This is a genomic window from Streptomyces sp. McG3 (assembly GCF_018619185.1).
Classification (GTDB): domain Bacteria; phylum Actinomycetota; class Actinomycetes; order Streptomycetales; family Streptomycetaceae; genus Streptomyces.
Window position 1 is genome coordinate 37,775 of sequence record NZ_JAAXYC010000019.1, and the last position, 15,605, is coordinate 53,379.

At 72.6% G+C, this 15,605-nt stretch carries 15 protein-coding genes, 1 tRNA gene and 1 pseudogene; 7 read left to right on the forward strand and 10 right to left on the reverse strand.

Annotated elements, in window-relative coordinates; all coding sequences use genetic code 11:
* Positions 1-57 precede the first annotated feature (57 nt).
* On the forward strand, positions 58-1,110 hold the full coding sequence (locus tag HET64_RS05485; RefSeq protein WP_215102894.1) for a PAC2 family protein: 1,053 nt from the start codon (positions 58-60) through the stop codon (positions 1,108-1,110).
* 87 nt (positions 1,111-1,197) lie between these two features.
* Here HET64_RS05485 and mshC read toward each other — a convergent pair whose 3' ends face one another.
* The 4 genes from mshC to HET64_RS05505 all read right to left on the reverse strand — a co-directional run bounded on the left by mshC (position 1,198) and on the right by HET64_RS05505 (position 4,735).
* On the reverse strand, positions 1,198-2,427 hold the full coding sequence (gene mshC / locus HET64_RS05490; RefSeq protein WP_215102896.1) for a cysteine--1-D-myo-inosityl 2-amino-2-deoxy-alpha-D-glucopyranoside ligase: 1,230 nt from the start codon (positions 2,425-2,427) through the stop codon (positions 1,198-1,200).
* A gap of 121 nt (positions 2,428-2,548) precedes the next feature.
* Positions 2,549-3,388, reverse strand: a complete 840-nt coding sequence (locus HET64_RS05495; protein WP_215102898.1) for an SCO1664 family protein — start codon at positions 3,386-3,388, stop codon at positions 2,549-2,551.
* Positions 3,352-3,942 carry a DUF3090 domain-containing protein gene (locus HET64_RS05500; protein ID WP_215102900.1) on the reverse strand — a complete coding sequence of 197 codons (591 nt, stop codon included), beginning with the start codon at positions 3,940-3,942 and terminating at the stop codon, positions 3,352-3,354. The genes HET64_RS05495 and HET64_RS05500 overlap by 37 nt, the downstream gene beginning before the upstream one ends.
* Before the next feature lie 70 nt (positions 3,943-4,012).
* Positions 4,013-4,735 (reverse strand): histidine phosphatase family protein, encoded by a 723-nt coding sequence (locus HET64_RS05505; RefSeq protein ID WP_215102902.1) that lies wholly within the window; start codon positions 4,733-4,735, stop codon positions 4,013-4,015.
* A gap of 54 nt (positions 4,736-4,789) precedes the next feature.
* On the opposite strand from HET64_RS05505, the gene corA reads away from it, so the two are divergent.
* Positions 4,790-5,782, forward strand: a complete 993-nt coding sequence (gene corA, locus HET64_RS05510; RefSeq protein WP_215102904.1) for a magnesium/cobalt transporter CorA — start codon at positions 4,790-4,792, stop codon at positions 5,780-5,782.
* Between the two features lie 28 nt (positions 5,783-5,810).
* Here the strand turns inward: corA and HET64_RS05515 are convergent, their stop codons facing one another.
* On the reverse strand, positions 5,811-6,599 hold the full coding sequence (locus tag HET64_RS05515) for a ferritin-like domain-containing protein (RefSeq protein ID WP_215102906.1): 789 nt from the start codon (positions 6,597-6,599) through the stop codon (positions 5,811-5,813).
* 236 nt (positions 6,600-6,835) lie between these two features.
* The gene (locus HET64_RS05520) at positions 6,836-7,885 is read right to left on the reverse strand and encodes an LLM class F420-dependent oxidoreductase (protein ID WP_215102908.1); all 1,050 of its coding nucleotides are present in this window, start codon (positions 7,883-7,885) and stop codon (positions 6,836-6,838) included.
* A 138-nt stretch (positions 7,886-8,023) separates the two neighbouring features.
* Between HET64_RS05520 and HET64_RS05525 the strand changes: the two genes are divergently transcribed.
* Both HET64_RS05525 and HET64_RS05530 read left to right on the forward strand, forming a co-directional pair.
* On the forward strand, positions 8,024-9,007 hold the full coding sequence (locus tag HET64_RS05525; protein ID WP_215102910.1) for an aldo/keto reductase: 984 nt from the start codon (positions 8,024-8,026) through the stop codon (positions 9,005-9,007).
* Complete coding sequence (locus HET64_RS05530) at positions 9,004-11,346, forward strand: helix-hairpin-helix domain-containing protein (protein WP_215102912.1); 2,343 nt, start codon at positions 9,004-9,006, stop codon at positions 11,344-11,346. The genes HET64_RS05525 and HET64_RS05530 overlap by 4 nt, the downstream gene beginning before the upstream one ends.
* A gap of 153 nt (positions 11,347-11,499) precedes the next feature.
* Here HET64_RS05530 and HET64_RS05535 read toward each other — a convergent pair whose 3' ends face one another.
* Complete coding sequence (locus HET64_RS05535; protein ID WP_215102914.1) at positions 11,500-12,138, reverse strand: hypothetical protein; 639 nt, start codon at positions 12,136-12,138, stop codon at positions 11,500-11,502.
* Positions 12,139-12,185: 47 nt separating this feature from the next.
* Here HET64_RS05535 and HET64_RS05540 point away from each other — a divergent pair, with 47 nt between their 5' ends.
* Positions 12,186-12,374, forward strand: a complete 189-nt coding sequence (locus tag HET64_RS05540) for a DUF5703 family protein (RefSeq protein ID WP_003970138.1) — start codon at positions 12,186-12,188, stop codon at positions 12,372-12,374.
* 70 nt (positions 12,375-12,444) lie between these two features.
* Here HET64_RS05540 and HET64_RS05545 read toward each other — a convergent pair whose 3' ends face one another.
* The 3 genes from HET64_RS05545 to HET64_RS05555 all read right to left on the reverse strand — a co-directional run bounded on the left by HET64_RS05545 (position 12,445) and on the right by HET64_RS05555 (position 15,118).
* Positions 12,445-13,257 (reverse strand): chaplin, encoded by an 813-nt coding sequence (locus HET64_RS05545; RefSeq protein ID WP_215102916.1) that lies wholly within the window; start codon positions 13,255-13,257, stop codon positions 12,445-12,447.
* A 139-nt stretch (positions 13,258-13,396) separates the two neighbouring features.
* Complete coding sequence (gene chpH / locus HET64_RS05550) at positions 13,397-13,630, reverse strand: chaplin ChpH (protein WP_215102918.1); 234 nt, start codon at positions 13,628-13,630, stop codon at positions 13,397-13,399.
* A 153-nt stretch (positions 13,631-13,783) separates the two neighbouring features.
* Positions 13,784-15,118 (reverse strand): M20/M25/M40 family metallo-hydrolase, encoded by a 1,335-nt coding sequence (locus HET64_RS05555; RefSeq protein ID WP_215102920.1) that lies wholly within the window; start codon positions 15,116-15,118, stop codon positions 13,784-13,786.
* A gap of 183 nt (positions 15,119-15,301) precedes the next feature.
* Between HET64_RS05555 and HET64_RS05560 the strand changes: the two genes are divergently transcribed.
* Together HET64_RS05560 and HET64_RS38735 are read left to right on the forward strand one after the other, a co-directional pair.
* Positions 15,302-15,389 (forward strand) — tRNA-Leu (locus HET64_RS05560).
* A 62-nt stretch (positions 15,390-15,451) separates the two neighbouring features.
* Positions 15,452-15,605: pseudogene (locus HET64_RS38735) on the forward strand (pseudouridylate synthase); the annotation flags it as partial.

Consider the following 15,605-nt stretch of genomic DNA (forward strand, 5'->3'; position numbering starts at 1 on the left):
GGCCCCGGAAGCCGTAAGGTTGCTCCGTACGTATGGAGACATCGGAAGGAGGCCCGGGTGATCGAGCTCGAGTCGGTGCCCGAGCTGATCGACCCGGTCATGGTGGCCGCGTTCGAAGGCTGGAACGACGCCGGGGACGCCGCCTCCACAGCGGTCGGTCATCTGGACCGGGAGTGGAAGGGCGAGGTGTTCGCGGCGCTGGACGCCGAGGACTACTACGACTTCCAGGTCAACCGGCCCACGGTGTGGCTGGACGGCGGTACGCGGAAGATCACCTGGCCGACGACGCGGCTGTCCGTGGTGCGGGTGGGCGGGGAGAAGCCCCGGGACCTGGTCCTGGTGCGCGGTATCGAACCCTCCATGCGCTGGCGGTCGTTCTGCAACGAGATCCTCGGCTTCGCCCATGAGCTGGGCGTCGAAATGGTCGTCATCCTGGGCGCGTTGCTCGGCGACACCCCGCACACCCGGCCGGTGCCGGTGAGCGGGGTCACCTCGGACGCGGACCTGGCGCGGACGATGGACCTGGAGGAGACGCGGTACGAGGGGCCCACGGGCATCGTCGGGGTCCTCCAGGAGGCGTGCACCCACGCCGGGGTGCCCGCGGTCAGCCTGTGGGCGGCGGTACCGCACTATGTGTCCCAGCCACCGAACCCGAAGGCGACGCTGGCCCTGCTGAACCGCCTCGAGGACCTGATCGGACTGCGGATCCCGCTGGGCGAGCTGCCCGAGGACGCACGCGCCTGGCAGGTCGGGGTGGACCAGCTGGCCTCGGAGGACAGCGAGGTCGCCGAGTACGTGCAGACGCTGGAGGAGGCGCGGGACACCGCGGAGCTTCCCGAGGCGTCCGGCGAGGCCATCGCCCGGGAGTTCGAGCGCTATCTGCGACGGCGGGACGGCGGCCCCGGGCAGGGGCCGGGCGGCCACGCGACGGAGTCCGGGGACGTGCCGTATCTGCGCGACCCCTCCAGCGGCCGCACCCGCCCGCCGAAGCCGCCGCGTGCGGAGCCGGGGCGGGGGAGAGCCGCCGACGACCAGGGCGCCAAGGGTCCTGACGAGGCGCCGGGGAACGATCCCGGCGGAGGCTCCGGGGACACCCCCGACGAGGACTGACCGGGCGCCGGTGGCGAACAACGGAGCGCCGCACGGGAGACGATCCCGTGCGGCGCTCCGTTCGTGTGTCCGGACCCGCGCTCCGTCCTACAGCGCGACGCCCAGCAGGGCGTCGACCGTACGCGAGACGACGCCGGGCGCGCCCTCGTCCGTGCCGCCCTCCGCGCCCTGGAGCGCGGCCCAGCGGTCCACCGCGGCGAGTGCTGCGGGGCTGTCCAGGTCGTCCGCGAGGGCCTCGCGGACCTCGTCGACCAGCGCGTCGGCGGACGGTCCGTCGGGGCGCGAGACGGCGGCCCGCCAGCGCGCGAGGCGCTCGACGGCGTCGGCCAGCACCTGGTCGGTCCACTCCCAGTCGGACCGGTAGTGGCGGGAGAGCAGGGCGAGCCGGAGGGCCGCCGGGTCCACGCCGTCGCGGCGCAGCGTCGAGACGAAGACCAGGTTGCCGCGCGACTTGGACATCTTCTCGCCGTCCAGGCCGACCATTCCGGCGTGGACGTACGCCTTGGCGAACGGGTGCTCGCCGGTCAGCGCCTGGGCGTGGGAGGCGCCCATCTCGTGGTGCGGGAAGGCGAGGTCGGAGCCGCCGCCCTGGATGTCGAAGCCCATGCCGAGGTGGTCGAGGGCGATGGCGACGCACTCGATGTGCCAGCCCGGGCGGCCTTCGCCCAGGGAGGCCCCGTCCCAGCTCGGCTCGCCCGGGCGGGCGGCCATCCAGAGCATCGGGTCGAGGGGGTTCTTCTTGCCGGGGCGCTCCGGGTCGCCGCCGCGTTCGGCGGAGAGCAGGCGCATCGCCTCGGCGTCGAGGCCGGAGACCTCGCCGAAGTGCGGGTCGGCGTCGACGGAGAAGTAGATGTCGCCGTCCAGGTCGTAGGCGGCGCCCGCGTCCCGGAGGCGTTCGACGAGGGGCACGATGCCCGGTATCGCCTCGACCGCTCCGATGTAGTGCTGCGGGGGCAGCATCCGCAGGGCGGTCATGTCCTCGCGGAAGAGTGCCGTCTCGCGCTCCGCGAGCTCGGTCCAGTCCTGACCGTCGCGCACGGCCCGCTCCAGCAGCGGATCGTCCACGTCGGTCACGTTCTGGACGTAGTGGACCTGCCGCTTGGTGTCGAGCCACACGCGCTGAACGAGGTCGAACGCGTTGTAGGTCGCCGCATGACCCATATGGGTCGCGTCGTACGGCGTGATGCCGCAGACATAGATGCGGGCGACGGGACCGGGGTCAAGGGTGATCCGTCCGCCGGTCGCGGTGTCGTGGATCCGAAGGTCGCGGCCCTTGCCAGGCAGGGCGGGGACCTCAGAAGCGGGCCAGGCATGCATGTCATGAGCGTAACCGGACGATGCTTCCGGATACGAACCGGCACCGGAAACCTGTCCGAAGAGGCCCTCTTGCGTGAAACCCGGGGCAGGCGGTACGGCCTGCCCCGGACGCGAGGAGCTCCTACACCGGCGGCCAGGGAATGGGCGGCCACTGGCCGCTCGGCTGCGGGTGCAGGGCGCTCTTGACCAGCCCGGCGACCCGCTGCCGCAGGGCCTCCAGTTCGGCCGGTGTGATGAGTTCGGCCATCCGGGTGGCGAGGGCGGTCCCCGGCGCCAGTTCATCGGCGAGCCGGCCCAGCACGGCCAGCGCCTCCTCGGTCAGCGGCTCGCCCGCCCAGCCCCAGAGCAGGGTCCGCAGCTTGTCGTCCGCGTTGAAGGTGACGCCGTGGTCGATGCCGAAGAGCCGTCCGCCGGGGGCCGGCAGCAGGTGTCCGCCCTTGCGGTCACCGTTGTTGATCACCGCGTCCAGCACGGCGAGCCGCCGCAGCCGGACGTCGTCGGCGTGCACCAGCAGCGCGGTCTTCCCCTCCCCCACGTCCGCGAAGCCCACGGCCTTCCAGCCGTCACCGGGCTCCTCGCCCTCGACGAGCGCCAGCAGCTCGGGGGTGTCCTCGTCGGAGGCGGGGCCCTCGATCCAGAGCTGGCACATGCCCTGCCCGTAGGGCCCGTCGCGCAGCACGGTCGGCGGCACGAGGTCCCAGCCGGTCGCCCGGGAGATCTCGTACGCGGCGACCTCCCGCTGGGCGAGGGTCCCGTCGGGGAAGTCCCACAGCGGCTGCTCCCCCGCGACCGGCTTGTAGGCGCAGGGGCGCTCCTCGCCCTCGTACTCCACCGTGCAGTGCAGCACCGCGTTGGACGCCCCGCCGACCTGCCCGAGGACGCTGATCGTGCCCTCGGTGAGCAGGGTGAGCAGGTCGGTGTCCGTCAGGCTCCGCGACGGTATCCGTTCTGGCGCGGGCATACGTGTCCTTCCGGATCAAGTGGCAAGCTGCACAGCGGACACGGCGGGCGGCCGGCGTTGACGACGTCCAGGGCCCGCTTGGCGAAGGCGCGGGCCTGGGAGCCGCTGAGCCGGACGCGGAGCATCGGCGGGCCGTTCTCCTCGTCCTGGAGGAGCTTCTCCTCGGCCTCCGCGAGGTCGTCCTCGGAGCCGGCGTCGAGTTCGACGAGGGCCTGCGCCTCGACGATCATGCGCTGTTCCTCGCCGTCCCAGGCCAGGGCCATGGTGCCGACCCGGAACTCCTCCTCGACGGGCACGTCGAGCGGCGCGGTGTCGGAGACGTCGGTGGGGGCCACCGCGGGCACCGGGGAGTTGCCCCCGGTGCGGCGTACGACCTCGTCGAGCAGTTCGTCGATCCGCTCGGCGAGAGCGGTGACCTGAGCCTTCTCCAGGGCGACGCTGGTGACCCGGCCCTGAGAGGACGCCTGCAGGAAAAACGTACGGCGGCCAGGCAACCCGACCGTACCGGCCACGAATCGGTCCGGTGGGTCGTAGAGGAACACCTGACGGGACACGTCCTGCTCCCTTGAGCTTCGATGGTGGTTGGGCGGCGCTACGGCGCGTCCACCCTACTGCCCGGAGCGATCACGGCGCGCCCGCACCGCCCCCGACCGTCGCGTCCGCCGAGCCGTCGTCCGTGGGGGACGCGGCGGCGTCCGCTCCGACGGAGTGTTCGCGGGGGGCCAGGGAGGCGAGGTCGCCGGTGTCGCCGAGCCGCAGGATGAAGGGGCGCAGCCGGGTGTAGCGGATCGCGGTGACCGAGCAGGGGTCGACGTGGACACGCTGGAAGAGGTCCAGGTGCATGCCCAGCGCGTCGGCGACGAGGGACTTGATGATGTCGCCGTGCGAGCACATGACGTAGGTGGCGTCCTCACCGTGCTCCGCCTCGACCCGGTCGTTCCAGTCGCGTACGGCGTCGACGGCGCGGGCCTGCATGGCGCGCATCGATTCGCCGCCCGGGAAGGCCGCCGCGGAGGGGTGCTGCTGGACGACGGACATCAGGGGCTCGTCGGCCAGTTCGGCCAGCTTCCGTCCCGACCAGTCGCCGTAGTCGCACTCGCTGATGCGGTCCTCGGTGTGCAGGGGCAGGCCGGGGCGGGCGTCGAGGAGCGGCTGGAGGGTCTGCCGGCAGCGCTCCAGGGGGCTGCTGACGGCGAGGACCGGGGCCACCGCGGAAAGCCGTGCGGGCAGGGCCGCGGCCTGTTCGGTGCCGCGTTCGTCGAGGGAGACGCCGGGGGTGCGGCCAGCGAGCACTCCGGCGGTGTTGGCGGTGGAGCGTCCGTGGCGTACGAGGATCAGCGTGGGCATACCCGCCAGCGTAGAGGGACGGCGAAGGTGCGCGGGAGCCGATCTCGGGGAAGAATGCCCGCCGTGATCGTGGACTGTGCCATCTACCGGGACGGGCGCCGCAGCGAACGGCCCGACGACTTCTCCGATGCCCTGGACGAGGCGCGGGCCGCACGGGACGCGTTCCTGTGGATCGGGCTGCACGAGCCGACGGAGGAGGAGTTCGACCTCGTACGGGACGAGTTCGGGCTGCACCCGCTGGCCGTGGAGGACGCGCTGCGGGCGCATCAGCGGCCCAAGCTGGAGGTGTACGACGACTCCCTGTTCGCGGTCCTCAAGCCGGTCGTCTACGAGCCCGAGAGCGACACGGTCAGCGCCGACGAGCTGATGGTCTTCATAGGCGACTCGTTCGTGGTGACGGTCCGGCACGGCGAGGGAGCCCCGCTGGCGGCCGTGCGCCGCCGGCTGGAGGCCGAGCCCGAGGTGCTGAAGCACGGCCCGACGGCGGTGCTGTACGCGGTCAGCGACGCCGTCGTGGACCACTACATGGACGTCTCCGGTGAGCTCCAGCTCGACCTGGAGGAGCTGGAGGCGCAGGTGTTCGCCCCGAGCGGCGGCGACTCGAAGAACACCGCGGGCCGGATCTACACCTTCAAGCGGCAGGTGCTGGAGTTCCGCCGGGCGGCCGGGCCGCTGACCGCTCCGATGGCCCGGCTCTCGGGGGCGGGCGTGCCGTTCGTCCACGAGCACGCGCAGCCGTTCTTCCGGGACGTGGCCGACCATCTGACGCGCGCCAACGAGCAGGTGGAGGGCTTGGACCGGCTACTTTCGGACATTCTGTCGGCCCATCTGGCCCAGATGGGCGTGCGGCAGAACGACGACATGCGCAAGATCTCCGCCTGGGCGGCCATGGCCGCCGTCCCGACGATGGTGGCGGGCGTCTACGGCATGAACTTCGACCACATGCCGGAGCTGCACTGGGTGTGGACCTACCCGGCGGTGGTCGCGGCGATGGCCTGCGCCGTGTTCGGCCTCTACCGGCTGTTCAAGCGGCGCGGCTGGCTCTGAGGGCCCGGCGTCCGCGAGCCGTGTGCGCTCAGGCGTACTCGCGTTCCGGTGCGGCGGGGCCGCCCAGCGCGTCGCGCCGCCGCGGCATCTCCAGGCTCACCATGCGCCGCCAGCCGACGAGGCGCTCGTACGCGTACACCGCGTGGATGCCCGCGGCGAGTGCGGCCGCCTTGGGCCGCGACCAGCCGAGCACCCGGCCCATGGCGGCCATCACGGCGAGGCTGACGTCGCGGTAGACGCGGATCTCGGCCAGGGCGCACTCGCGCATGATCCGCTGGATGGTGCGGCCGTGACCGGCGCGGGCGAGGCCGAGGAGTTCCTCGTGGCAGTAGGCGAGGTGGTTGTCCTCGTCGTGGGAGATCATCTTCACCGCGCGGCCGATGTCGGGGTGGTCGGCGAAGTACCGGCGCAGCAGGCGCATCTGCTCGGAGGCGCGCTGCTCGGTGACGCGGCTGTGTGCCAGATAGGTGATGATGTCGCGCTCGGTGAGCCGCTGCTCGCCACGCAGCCGGGAGTGCGCGAGCCCGATGCCCTGCTGTTCCAGGAGCATGGTGTAGTCGGTCTCCGGCGGGACCTCGACCGGCGGCAGGCCGCGCTTCTTCAGGAGCGCGTTGAAGATCCGGCCGTGCTTGTCCTCGTCGGCGCCGTGCCGGACGATCCGGGGAGCCAGGTCGCGGCTGCTGTCCGGGACGAGGGCGGCGATGCGGGCGTTCTCCCAGCCCCCCTGGGCCTCACCGCTCGCGGCGATGGAGCAGAAGAGCCGGTAGGACTCGTCGTTGTCCAGGATCTCCTGGAACAGGGTCCGCGCTGAGAGCATGACGGCCACCTCCGTACCCGTTGCCCGCGGAATCGAGGTCCGCGGAGCAGTAGTGCGCAGGAAGAGTCAAATGCGCCTCGGACCGGTCGGCAACCGGAACGGCCGGGGACGACGCCCGGCGCGGCCGCGTAACCCTTGGGCGCGCGCCGCGTTGTTCCGGGTGACGGCCGTGGCGGGGAGGACCCCCGAGCCCCCACCACGGCCGTAGCGCTGTCCCGGTTCTGCCGGTGTGTTCGTCAGGCGAGCCCGGAGCGCTCCAGCGCGTCCGTGCCGGCACGCAGGGCGGTGAGCCGCTCCTCCAGCGTGAAGCCGGCCGGGGCGAGGTTGAGCGTGGTGACCCCGGCGGCGGCGTATGCCTGCATCCGCTCGGCGATCCGCTCGACGGGGCCGAGCAGTGCGGTCTGGTCGATCAGCTGGTGCGGCACGGCCGCGGCGGCCCCCGCCTTGTCCCCGCCGAGGTACTTGTCCTGGATCTCGGCGGCCTCCTTCTCGTACCCCATGCGCTGGGCGAGCTGGTTGTAGAAGTTCTGCTTCCGGCTGCCCATCCCGCCGACGTACAGCGCGGTGTACGGGCGGAACATGTCGGCGAGGCCGGTCACGTCGTCGCCGACGGCGAGCGGCAGCGTCGGGCTGACGTCGAAGCCCTCCATCGACTTCCCGGCCTTCTCCCGGCCCGCGCGCAGCGGCTGGATCGCGGTCTCCTCCAGGTGCTCGGCGGAGGGGAAGATCAGCAGGGCGCCGTCGGCGATCTCGCCGGTCTGCTCCAGGTTCTTGGGGCCGATCGCGGCGATGTAGAGCGGGATGTGCTCGCGCTGGGGGTGCACGGTGAGCTTGATCGGCTTGCCCGGGCCGTCGGGGAGCGGCAGCGTCCAGTGCGCTCCCTCGTACGACACGCGCTCACGGGTCATCGCCTTGCGGACGATCTCCACGTACTCCCGGGTGCGGGCCAGCGGCTTGTCGAACTTCACGCCGTACCAGCCCTCGGAGACCTGCGGGCCCGAGACCCCGAGGCCGAGGCGGAATCGGCCGCCGGACAGCGAGTCGAGGGTGGCGGCGGTCATCGCCGTCATGGTGGGCTGGCGCGCCGGGATCTGCATGATCGCGGAGCCGACGTCGATCGACTCGGTCTGGGCCGCGACCCAGGTCAGCACGGTCGGGGCGTCGGAGCCGTACGCCTCGGCCGCCCAGCAGACGTCGTAGCCGAGCCGGTCGGCCTCCTGCGCGACGGCGAGGTTGTCGCCGTCCATGCCGGCGCCCCAGTAACCGAGATTGATGCCGAGCCGCATAGCCGCTCCCCTTACTGATCAGTAACGTCCCTTTCTCCGGACTCTAGCGCGGGTGACGGAGTTCCGGCAGGCCCGGCGGACCTCCGGTTGTCCACAGGCCTCCACCCGGTGGGGTCATGGCCAGTAATCTCAGCGCCCATGGAGCAGAGGCATCTCGGCCGTACCGGCCTTCGCGTGTCCCGGGTCGGGCTCGGCACCCTCACCTGGGGCCGGGACACGGACGAGCACGACGCCGCCGACCAGCTCAAGACCTTCTGGGACGCGGGCGGCACCCTGGTGGACACCGCCGATGTGTACGGGGGCGGCGAGGCCGAATATCTGCTCGGGCGCCTCGTCGGGAGTCTGGTCCCCCGTCAGGATCTGGTCCTCGCCACGAAGGCGGGCAACGTCCCGGACCCCTATCGCCGCTTCAACGGTTCGCGCGGGCACCTGCTGGCCGCTCTGGACGCGTCACTGGAACGGCTCGGCACGGACTACGTGGACCTGTGGCAGGTCCACGCCTTCGACCCGGAGACCCCGTTGGAGGAGACCCTCCAGGCGGTGGACCTCGCCGTGTCCTCCGGCCGCGTCCGGTACGCGGGGGTGTCGAACTTCTGCGGCTGGCAGCTGGCGAAGGCCGCCACCTGGCAGCTCGCCGCGCCCGGGGTGCGCACCCGGCTGGCCAGTACGCAGATGGAGTACTCGCTGCTCCAGCGGGGCATCGAGCGCGAGGTGCTGCCCGCCGCGCTGGACCTCGGGATCGGGCTGCTGCCGTCCTCGCCGCTGGGGCGCGGTGTGCTCACCGGCAAGTACCGCCAGGGCACCCCGTCCGACTCCCGGGGCGCGTCGACACGGCTCGCCCCGTTCGTCGAGCCGTATCTCGACGACGCGGCGGCCCGCATCACCGACGCGGTGGCGACGGCGGCGGACGGGCTGGCGACGAGTCCGCTCCAGGTGGCGCTCGCCTGGGTCCGGGACCGGCCCGGGGTGGCGGCACCGATCGTCGGTGCGCGCAACGCCGGGCAGCTCGCGGAGGCTTTGTCAGTGGAGGCGCTTAGTCTTCCCTACGAGATCTGCCAGGCGCTCGACGATGTGTCGGCGCCCGTGCACCGCTATCCCGACCAGGACTGGAGCACGCTGTGACTGCGCTTCCCGGGGAGACCCCCGGCACCGTCGGCACGGACACACCACAGGACACCGTGTCCCCGCCGGAGGCCGGTGCCGAAGGCCCCGAGCACGCCGAAGCGCCCGACGCGTCTGCCGCGCCCGATACGCCCGACGCTCCTGACGCGCCCGAAGGCACCGAGTCGTCCGGCACTCCGGCGGACGTCGAGGACGACGCGCGGGAGGACGCGGAGGGCGATGCGGAGGAGGACGCGGAGGGCGATGCGGAGGAGGACGCGGAGGGCGATGCGACCGCTGACGCCGCGCCCGCCGAAGCGACGCCCGCCGCCGAGCTCTCGGAGGCGCAGGCCGAGCTGGCCGCCCAGCGCGAGCTGCGGGAGCGGATCGAGCAGCGCAAGGCGGAGAAGGCCGCGCCCATCGCCGCCGGCACGGGGCTGAGCGGCACGGCCGCCGATCTGCTCGCGGCCGTCCGCGCCGTGGAGAGCGGCGAGAAGGCGGGCACCGCGTTCTTCGATTCGCCCGCTCCGGCCGCCCGGCGTCCCGCACCGGCCGCCGCACAGCCGCCCCGGGCCCCGGCGCCCGCCGCCGCCCCGACGGCACGGGCCGCCACCCCCGAAGCCCTGGACGCGGTGCGCGCGGTGCTCACGGAGGGCGGGGCCCCCGAGGCGCTGGCCGGCCCGGCCGTCGGCTCGCTGGGCGAGCAGGCGGCCGAGCTGCTGCGCACCGACCCCTGGCAGCTGCTGGCGGTGCCCGGGGTGCGGCCCGAGCAGGCCGACGGCTTCGCACGGGCCCTGCTGGGTGCCGCCTGCGGCCCGGACGACGGCCGCAGGACGTCGGCCCTGGTCGGCTGGCTGCTGGAGCGCGCCGCCCTCCAGGGCCACACGGCCCTGGACGCCGGGACCGTACGGGCGGCGCTCGCCGAGCGTGCGGTCGGCGACCCGGACGCGGCGGTGCGGGACGCCGTCGAGGAGGGCGTCGCCCTGGTCTTCCGGGAAGGCGAGGAGCTGGAGCCGGACGACACCGAAGCGGAGGACGGCGAAGCGGACCTCGCGGAGGACGCCGACGCGGCCCCGGAGCCGGTCCAGGTGCTGCTGGGCCTGGACCGCTACGCCCTGGCCGAGGAGAGCCTCGCCGACGGCCTGGCCCGGCTGGTCAACGCCTGCGAGAAGGCCGCCGACTGGACGGAAGCGGCCGCCGCGGCCCCCAGCCCGTCGGCCGCCGAGCTGATCCGCACGACCGCCGCGGCCGGACTGGTCGCGCACAGCGGCGGCGAGGCGGCCCGGGCCGAGCCCGCCGCCCTGATCGCGGCGGCGCGCGGCCTGGGGCTGCGGGCCCTGGGCGCCACCCACAGCGAGGACGGCCGCCGGAGGCTCGCGGCGGCCACCGGCGATCCGGACACGGCGGTCACACTGGCCGGTCTGCTGTCCGGTGCGCAGGGCCCCGGCCGGGACGAGGACGGGGCGCTCGCCCTGGACCTGCTGGTCGTGCTGGACGCCCCGCAGCTGGACGTGGAGGGTGCGGCGGTCCTCGTCGAGGCGCTGGCCGACGGCGCCCGGCTGGTGCTGAGCGGCGACCCGGGCGTGCTGGGCTCGGCGGGCGCCGGGCGGGTGTTCGCCGATGTGCTGGCCTCCCACGCCTGCCCGCAGGTCGTCTCCCGGACCCCGGACCCCGGGCCGATCGGCGAACTGGTCTCCGGCATCGGCATCGGCGAGCTGAACCAGGTCGACGCCCCGGGCAAGGAGGTGGTGATCGTCCCGGTCCGCGACGCGGGCGAAGCCGTCCACCGCACCGTGCAGCTGGTCGCCGACTCGGTGCCCCGGGCGTTCTCCATCCCCGCCGAGGAGACCCAGGTGATCACCGTGGGCCACGGCGGGGCCGCCGGGACCAGGGCGCTGAACGAGGCCCTGAAGCAGCGGCTCAACCCGGGCCCCGGCCGCTTCGGCGGTTTCGACCCGGGCGACCGCGTGGTCCATGTGCCCGCGCCCGGCCGGACGGTGCCCGGGGTGGTGCGCTCGGCCGACGCCGAGGGGCTGCGGCTGGACTGCGGGGGCGTCCCCGTCGTCGTACCGCAGGAGCGGGTGGAGTCGTCGGTGCGGCACGGCTGGGCCCTCAGCGCCCATCAGGCGGCCGGGATGCGCTGGCCCGCCGCGGTGGTGGTGCTGCCGGGCGACGCCGCGCAGGGGCTGAGCAGGCCCTGGGTGTACACCGCGTTCGGCCGGGGCGAGCGGCATCTGTCCGTGGTGCACGGGGTGGACCAGGCGCTCCCGCACGCGGTGGCGCAGGTTCCGGCCCCGGAGCGGACGACTCGGCTGCGCCCGTTGCTGGAGGCGCTCCCGACGCCCGACGCGTCGTCCTAGCGGTTGGGCTGATCCGGACAGCGGTGGGGCCCCGGTGCGCTGTGCGCCGGGGCCCCACCGTCATGTCCGGTGCGGGAGGGAGGACGAAGGTCGGAGGCCGCCCACCGAGGGCCCGGCGGAGGGCGTGTCCGGTCCCGATCCGCCGGGCACGCCCTAGTCCTCGTCCGACTCGTCCTCCTCGTCGAAGACCGCGCTGACGTCGAAGCGGCAGACCACCAGTTCCGGGTCGGCGTCCTCGAACGGGGCGCCGAGCCACTCCCCCGGCTCCGGCGGCGCTTCCCCGGCCGAGACCCAGAGGGTGGAGTCGCCCTCCTCCAGGCCGAACTCCTTGTGCCGGGAGGCGATCTCGTCCGGTTCGTACTCGCCGAAGAGCACGCCGAGCGCGGCGTGGACGCTGGTGCCGACCACCGGGGCCGTGTCCTGTCCGCCGCCCGGACCCGCGTCGAGGTCGGCGAGGCGCTGAGCCTGTGCGAGCAGCCGCGGGGGCTCCGCGACCACGTAGTCGCGCCGGATCAGGACGCTGAGCGCGCTGGGCTCGGCGGGACCGGCGTAAGGAGGGAGGGAGTCGTCCGCGCCGGGGATCTCGAAGGGGGTGACTTCGTCGTAGCGCTCGTAGAGGAGTTCGTCGTAGACCTCGGCGGCAGCGGCAAGGGCGTTGAACGCGTCGTAGACGGCGGGGTCGTCGTCCCCGGTGCGGCGTTCGACCGCGTCGAGGTGGCGGTCGATCGCGGCTTTGACCGCCTCGGCGGCGGCACGTACCTCGGCAGCGGTGGGCTGCGCAGCATCAGACATAGTGCAGACGCTATCCGTACCGGGGCTCTGCCCGCACAATAGATGCGATGCCGGAATACGAATTCGTCGACGTGTACGTGCCGCGCGGGGTCTCCCGCAAGGAAGCGGCCCGACTCCTGACCGACCACGCCGAGTACGGACACTGGGAACTGGACCGCCTGACGCTCCGCAGGGACGGCAGCCGCAGGGTGCGGCTGCGCAGACGGATCATCCGTCAGCTACGGGCCACCTGGTGACCGGGAGCGGGCCCCGCGGTCGCGGGGCCCGCTCCCTCACCTGGGCTGTGCGCTGCTGCGCCCGCCCGGATCAGGCGGCGCTGCGCGAGCGGCGGTAGAGAACCGATCCGGCACCGGCGAGCAGCAGTCCGGCACTGGCCGGGATGAGCAGTTCGAGCCCGCCCCCACCGGTCTGTGCGAGCTGCTCCCCGGGGATGTGCTGGGTCTCGGGAGCGTTCGGCTCGGGCGGCTGGTTGGCCGGCGGGGTGACCGGCTTCTCCGGCGTGACCGGGGGCTTCTCGGGCTGCTCGGGCGGCGGGGGCGGAGCCTCGCCGCCGTTGGAGCAGCTGTTGCCGAAGACCGGGTTCAGCAGACCGCCGATGGTGACGCTGTTCCCGCAGAGGTTCACGGGGATGTCGATCGGTGCCTGGATCAGGTTGCCGGAGAGGATGCCGGGCGAGCCCTGGGCGGTCCCCTCGGCCGTGGCGCCGCCGCCCGGGGCCCGGTGACGGCCGGTGCCGGGCTCGGAGTGCCGGTCCGACGTCTCGGTGTGCCCGTCCGAGGCGGTGGTGTCGCCGGCCAGGGCGCCGTTTCCGGAGCCTCCCGGGACCGAGCGGGTCTCGGGAGCCGCCGAGCGGTCCCCGGAGCGGTCGGATTCTGCTGATCCGTTTCCGCAGTCGTTTCCGCTGGCGGGGTTCAGCAGACCGCCGACGCTGACGGAGTTGCCGCAGACGTTGACCGGGACGTCGATCGGGATCTGGACCGAGTTGCCGGACAGCACGCCCGGAGAGCCGGAGGCGGTACCGGCCGCCCCCGAGTCGGCGTGGGCGTATCCGCCACTCAGCGCGAGCACTCCGCCCGCAGCCGCCATGGTGATCAGGCCTTTACGAGTGACCTGTCGCATAGGTTCGTTTCCTGCCTTCTGGCTTCCGAAAAACCCCCGGACATGACCGTGCGGGAGCCGAATGCCGAACGGTCCCGGAGCGCATGGAGTGCACTCCGGGACCGGTCGAGCTCAAACCCTTACGGGTTGACGTTCAACGTCAGGCGTTGATGCAGGTGTTGCCGAAGGTGGGGTTCAGCAGACCGATCACGGAGACCGTGTTGCCGCACAGGTTGATCGGCACGTGGACCGGAACCTGGACGACGTTGCCGGAGAGCACGCCGGGGCTGCCGATGGCAGCACCCTGGGCGCCCGCGTCGGCGGAAGCCATGCCCGCACCCGCGAGAACGAGGCCACCCGTAGCAGCCGCAACTGCGACGACCTTCTTGATCATGATTCCTCCTAGTTGGAAAATGCGGTCCCAGCCGCGGACCGCAAACCTTGTAACGAGGAGGATTTGGCGGGGCTACGTGTGAACGGCTCGTTTCACTCGTTCGGACATGTCCGCACAGGTGGACGAATCAACGGTGAATCGGTCAGGGAGCGGTCAGGAGTGGTCGATGAACCGGTCGAGCACCCGCACGCCGAACTGCAGACCGTCGACCGGGACCCGCTCGTCGACGCCGTGGAACATCCCGGCGAAGTCCAGCTCCGGCGGCAGCTTCAGCGGGGCGAAGCCGAAGCCCCGGATGCCGAGGTCGTCGAAGGACTTGGCGTCGGTGCCGGCCGAGAGCATGTACGGCACGGCACGGGCGATGGGGTCCTCGGCGACCAGCGCGGTCTGCATGGCATCGACCAGCGCGCCGTCGAACGTGGTCTCCAGGGCCTTGTCCGCGTGCACGTCCTCGCGCCGGACGTTGGGCCCGAGGATCCGGTCCAGGTCCGCGAGGAACTCCTCCTCGTACCCGGGGAGGTAGCGGCCGTCGACGTGGGCGGTCGCCTGCCCCGGGATGACGTTGACCTTGTAGCCGGCGCCGAGCTGCGTGGGGTTGGCGGTGTTCTGGAGGGAGGCGCCGATCAGCTTGGCGATGCCGCCCAGCTTGGCGAGCGTCGCGTCCATGTTCTCCGGGTCCAGCTCGGTGCCCAGCGCGTCGGAGAGCTCGTCCAGGAAGTGGCGCAGCGTCTTGGTGACCCGCACCGGGAACTTGTGCCGGCCCAGCCGGCCGACCGCCTCGGACAGCTCCGTGATGGCGTTGTCCTTGTGGATCATCGAACCGTGTCCGGCGGTACCGTCCACGGTCAGCTTCATCCAGTGCATGCCCTTCTGGGCCGTCTCCACCAGGTACAGCCGCAGGTTCTCGTTGACGGTGAAGGAGAAGCCGCCGACCTCGCTGATCGCCTCGGTGACGCCCTCGAAGAGCCCGGGGTGGTTGTCGACGAGGTAGCGCGCCCCGTACGTCCCGCCGGCCTCCTCGTCCGCGAGGAAGGCGAGCACGATGTCGCGCGGGGGCTTGCGGCCGGTGCGCATGCGCTCGCGGACGACCGCGAGAGTCATCGCGTCCATGTCCTTCATGTCGACCGCGCCCCGGCCCCAGACGCAGCCGTCCGCGATCTCCCCGGAGAACGGGTCGTGCGTCCAGTCCGCCGCGTTGGCCGGGACGACGTCGGTGTGCCCGTGGATCAGGAGCGCCGGGCGGGAGGGGTCCTCACCCTCGATCCGGGCGACCGTGGAGGCCCGCCCCTTGTGCGACTCGAAGATCTTCGGCTCCAGGCCGACCTCCGCGAGCTTCTCCGCGACGTACTCGGCCGCGAGCCGCTCACCGGGGCCGGAGTGGTCGCCGTAGTTGCTGGTGTCGATCCGGATCAGGTCACGACAGAGGTCGACGACCTCCCTCTCGGCGTTGCCGCCGGTGACGGCCTTGCCCGTGCTGCTCTCGCTCACGCTGGTTCCTTCCACTGTCGCTGTGGTGCTCCCCCTCATCCTCCCGCGCCCGCGGCCCGCACCCAAGGCCGCACACCCCCCGTCACGCACCGTTCACAGCCATCGGGGCGTGATCGAGCACCCTCGAATGTTTGCTATGGTTTTCCACGTCGGAACGGGCACGGCCCGCGAGACAGACACCTTGTCCGGGTGGCGGAATGGCAGACGCGCTAGCTTGAGGTGCTAGTGCCCTTTATCGGGCGTGGGGGTTCAAGTCCCCCCTCGGACACCAGCAGGAGCCCCACTTCGGTGGGGCTCTTTTGCGTCACCGGGCGACCACGGAGAGGGGCGACCATGCGGGGTCGCAGGAAGCCGCCTCCTGCGCCGCTCCCCCAGCGACAGGGGATCGACGCGGTGCGAGTGCGGTTGCCGGAGGATCCCGAAGGGCTCTGGGGCTGCGTCGGGGAGCATCTCGTCGGGCGGTTCGGCGGGGCGATCGGGGCGGGCC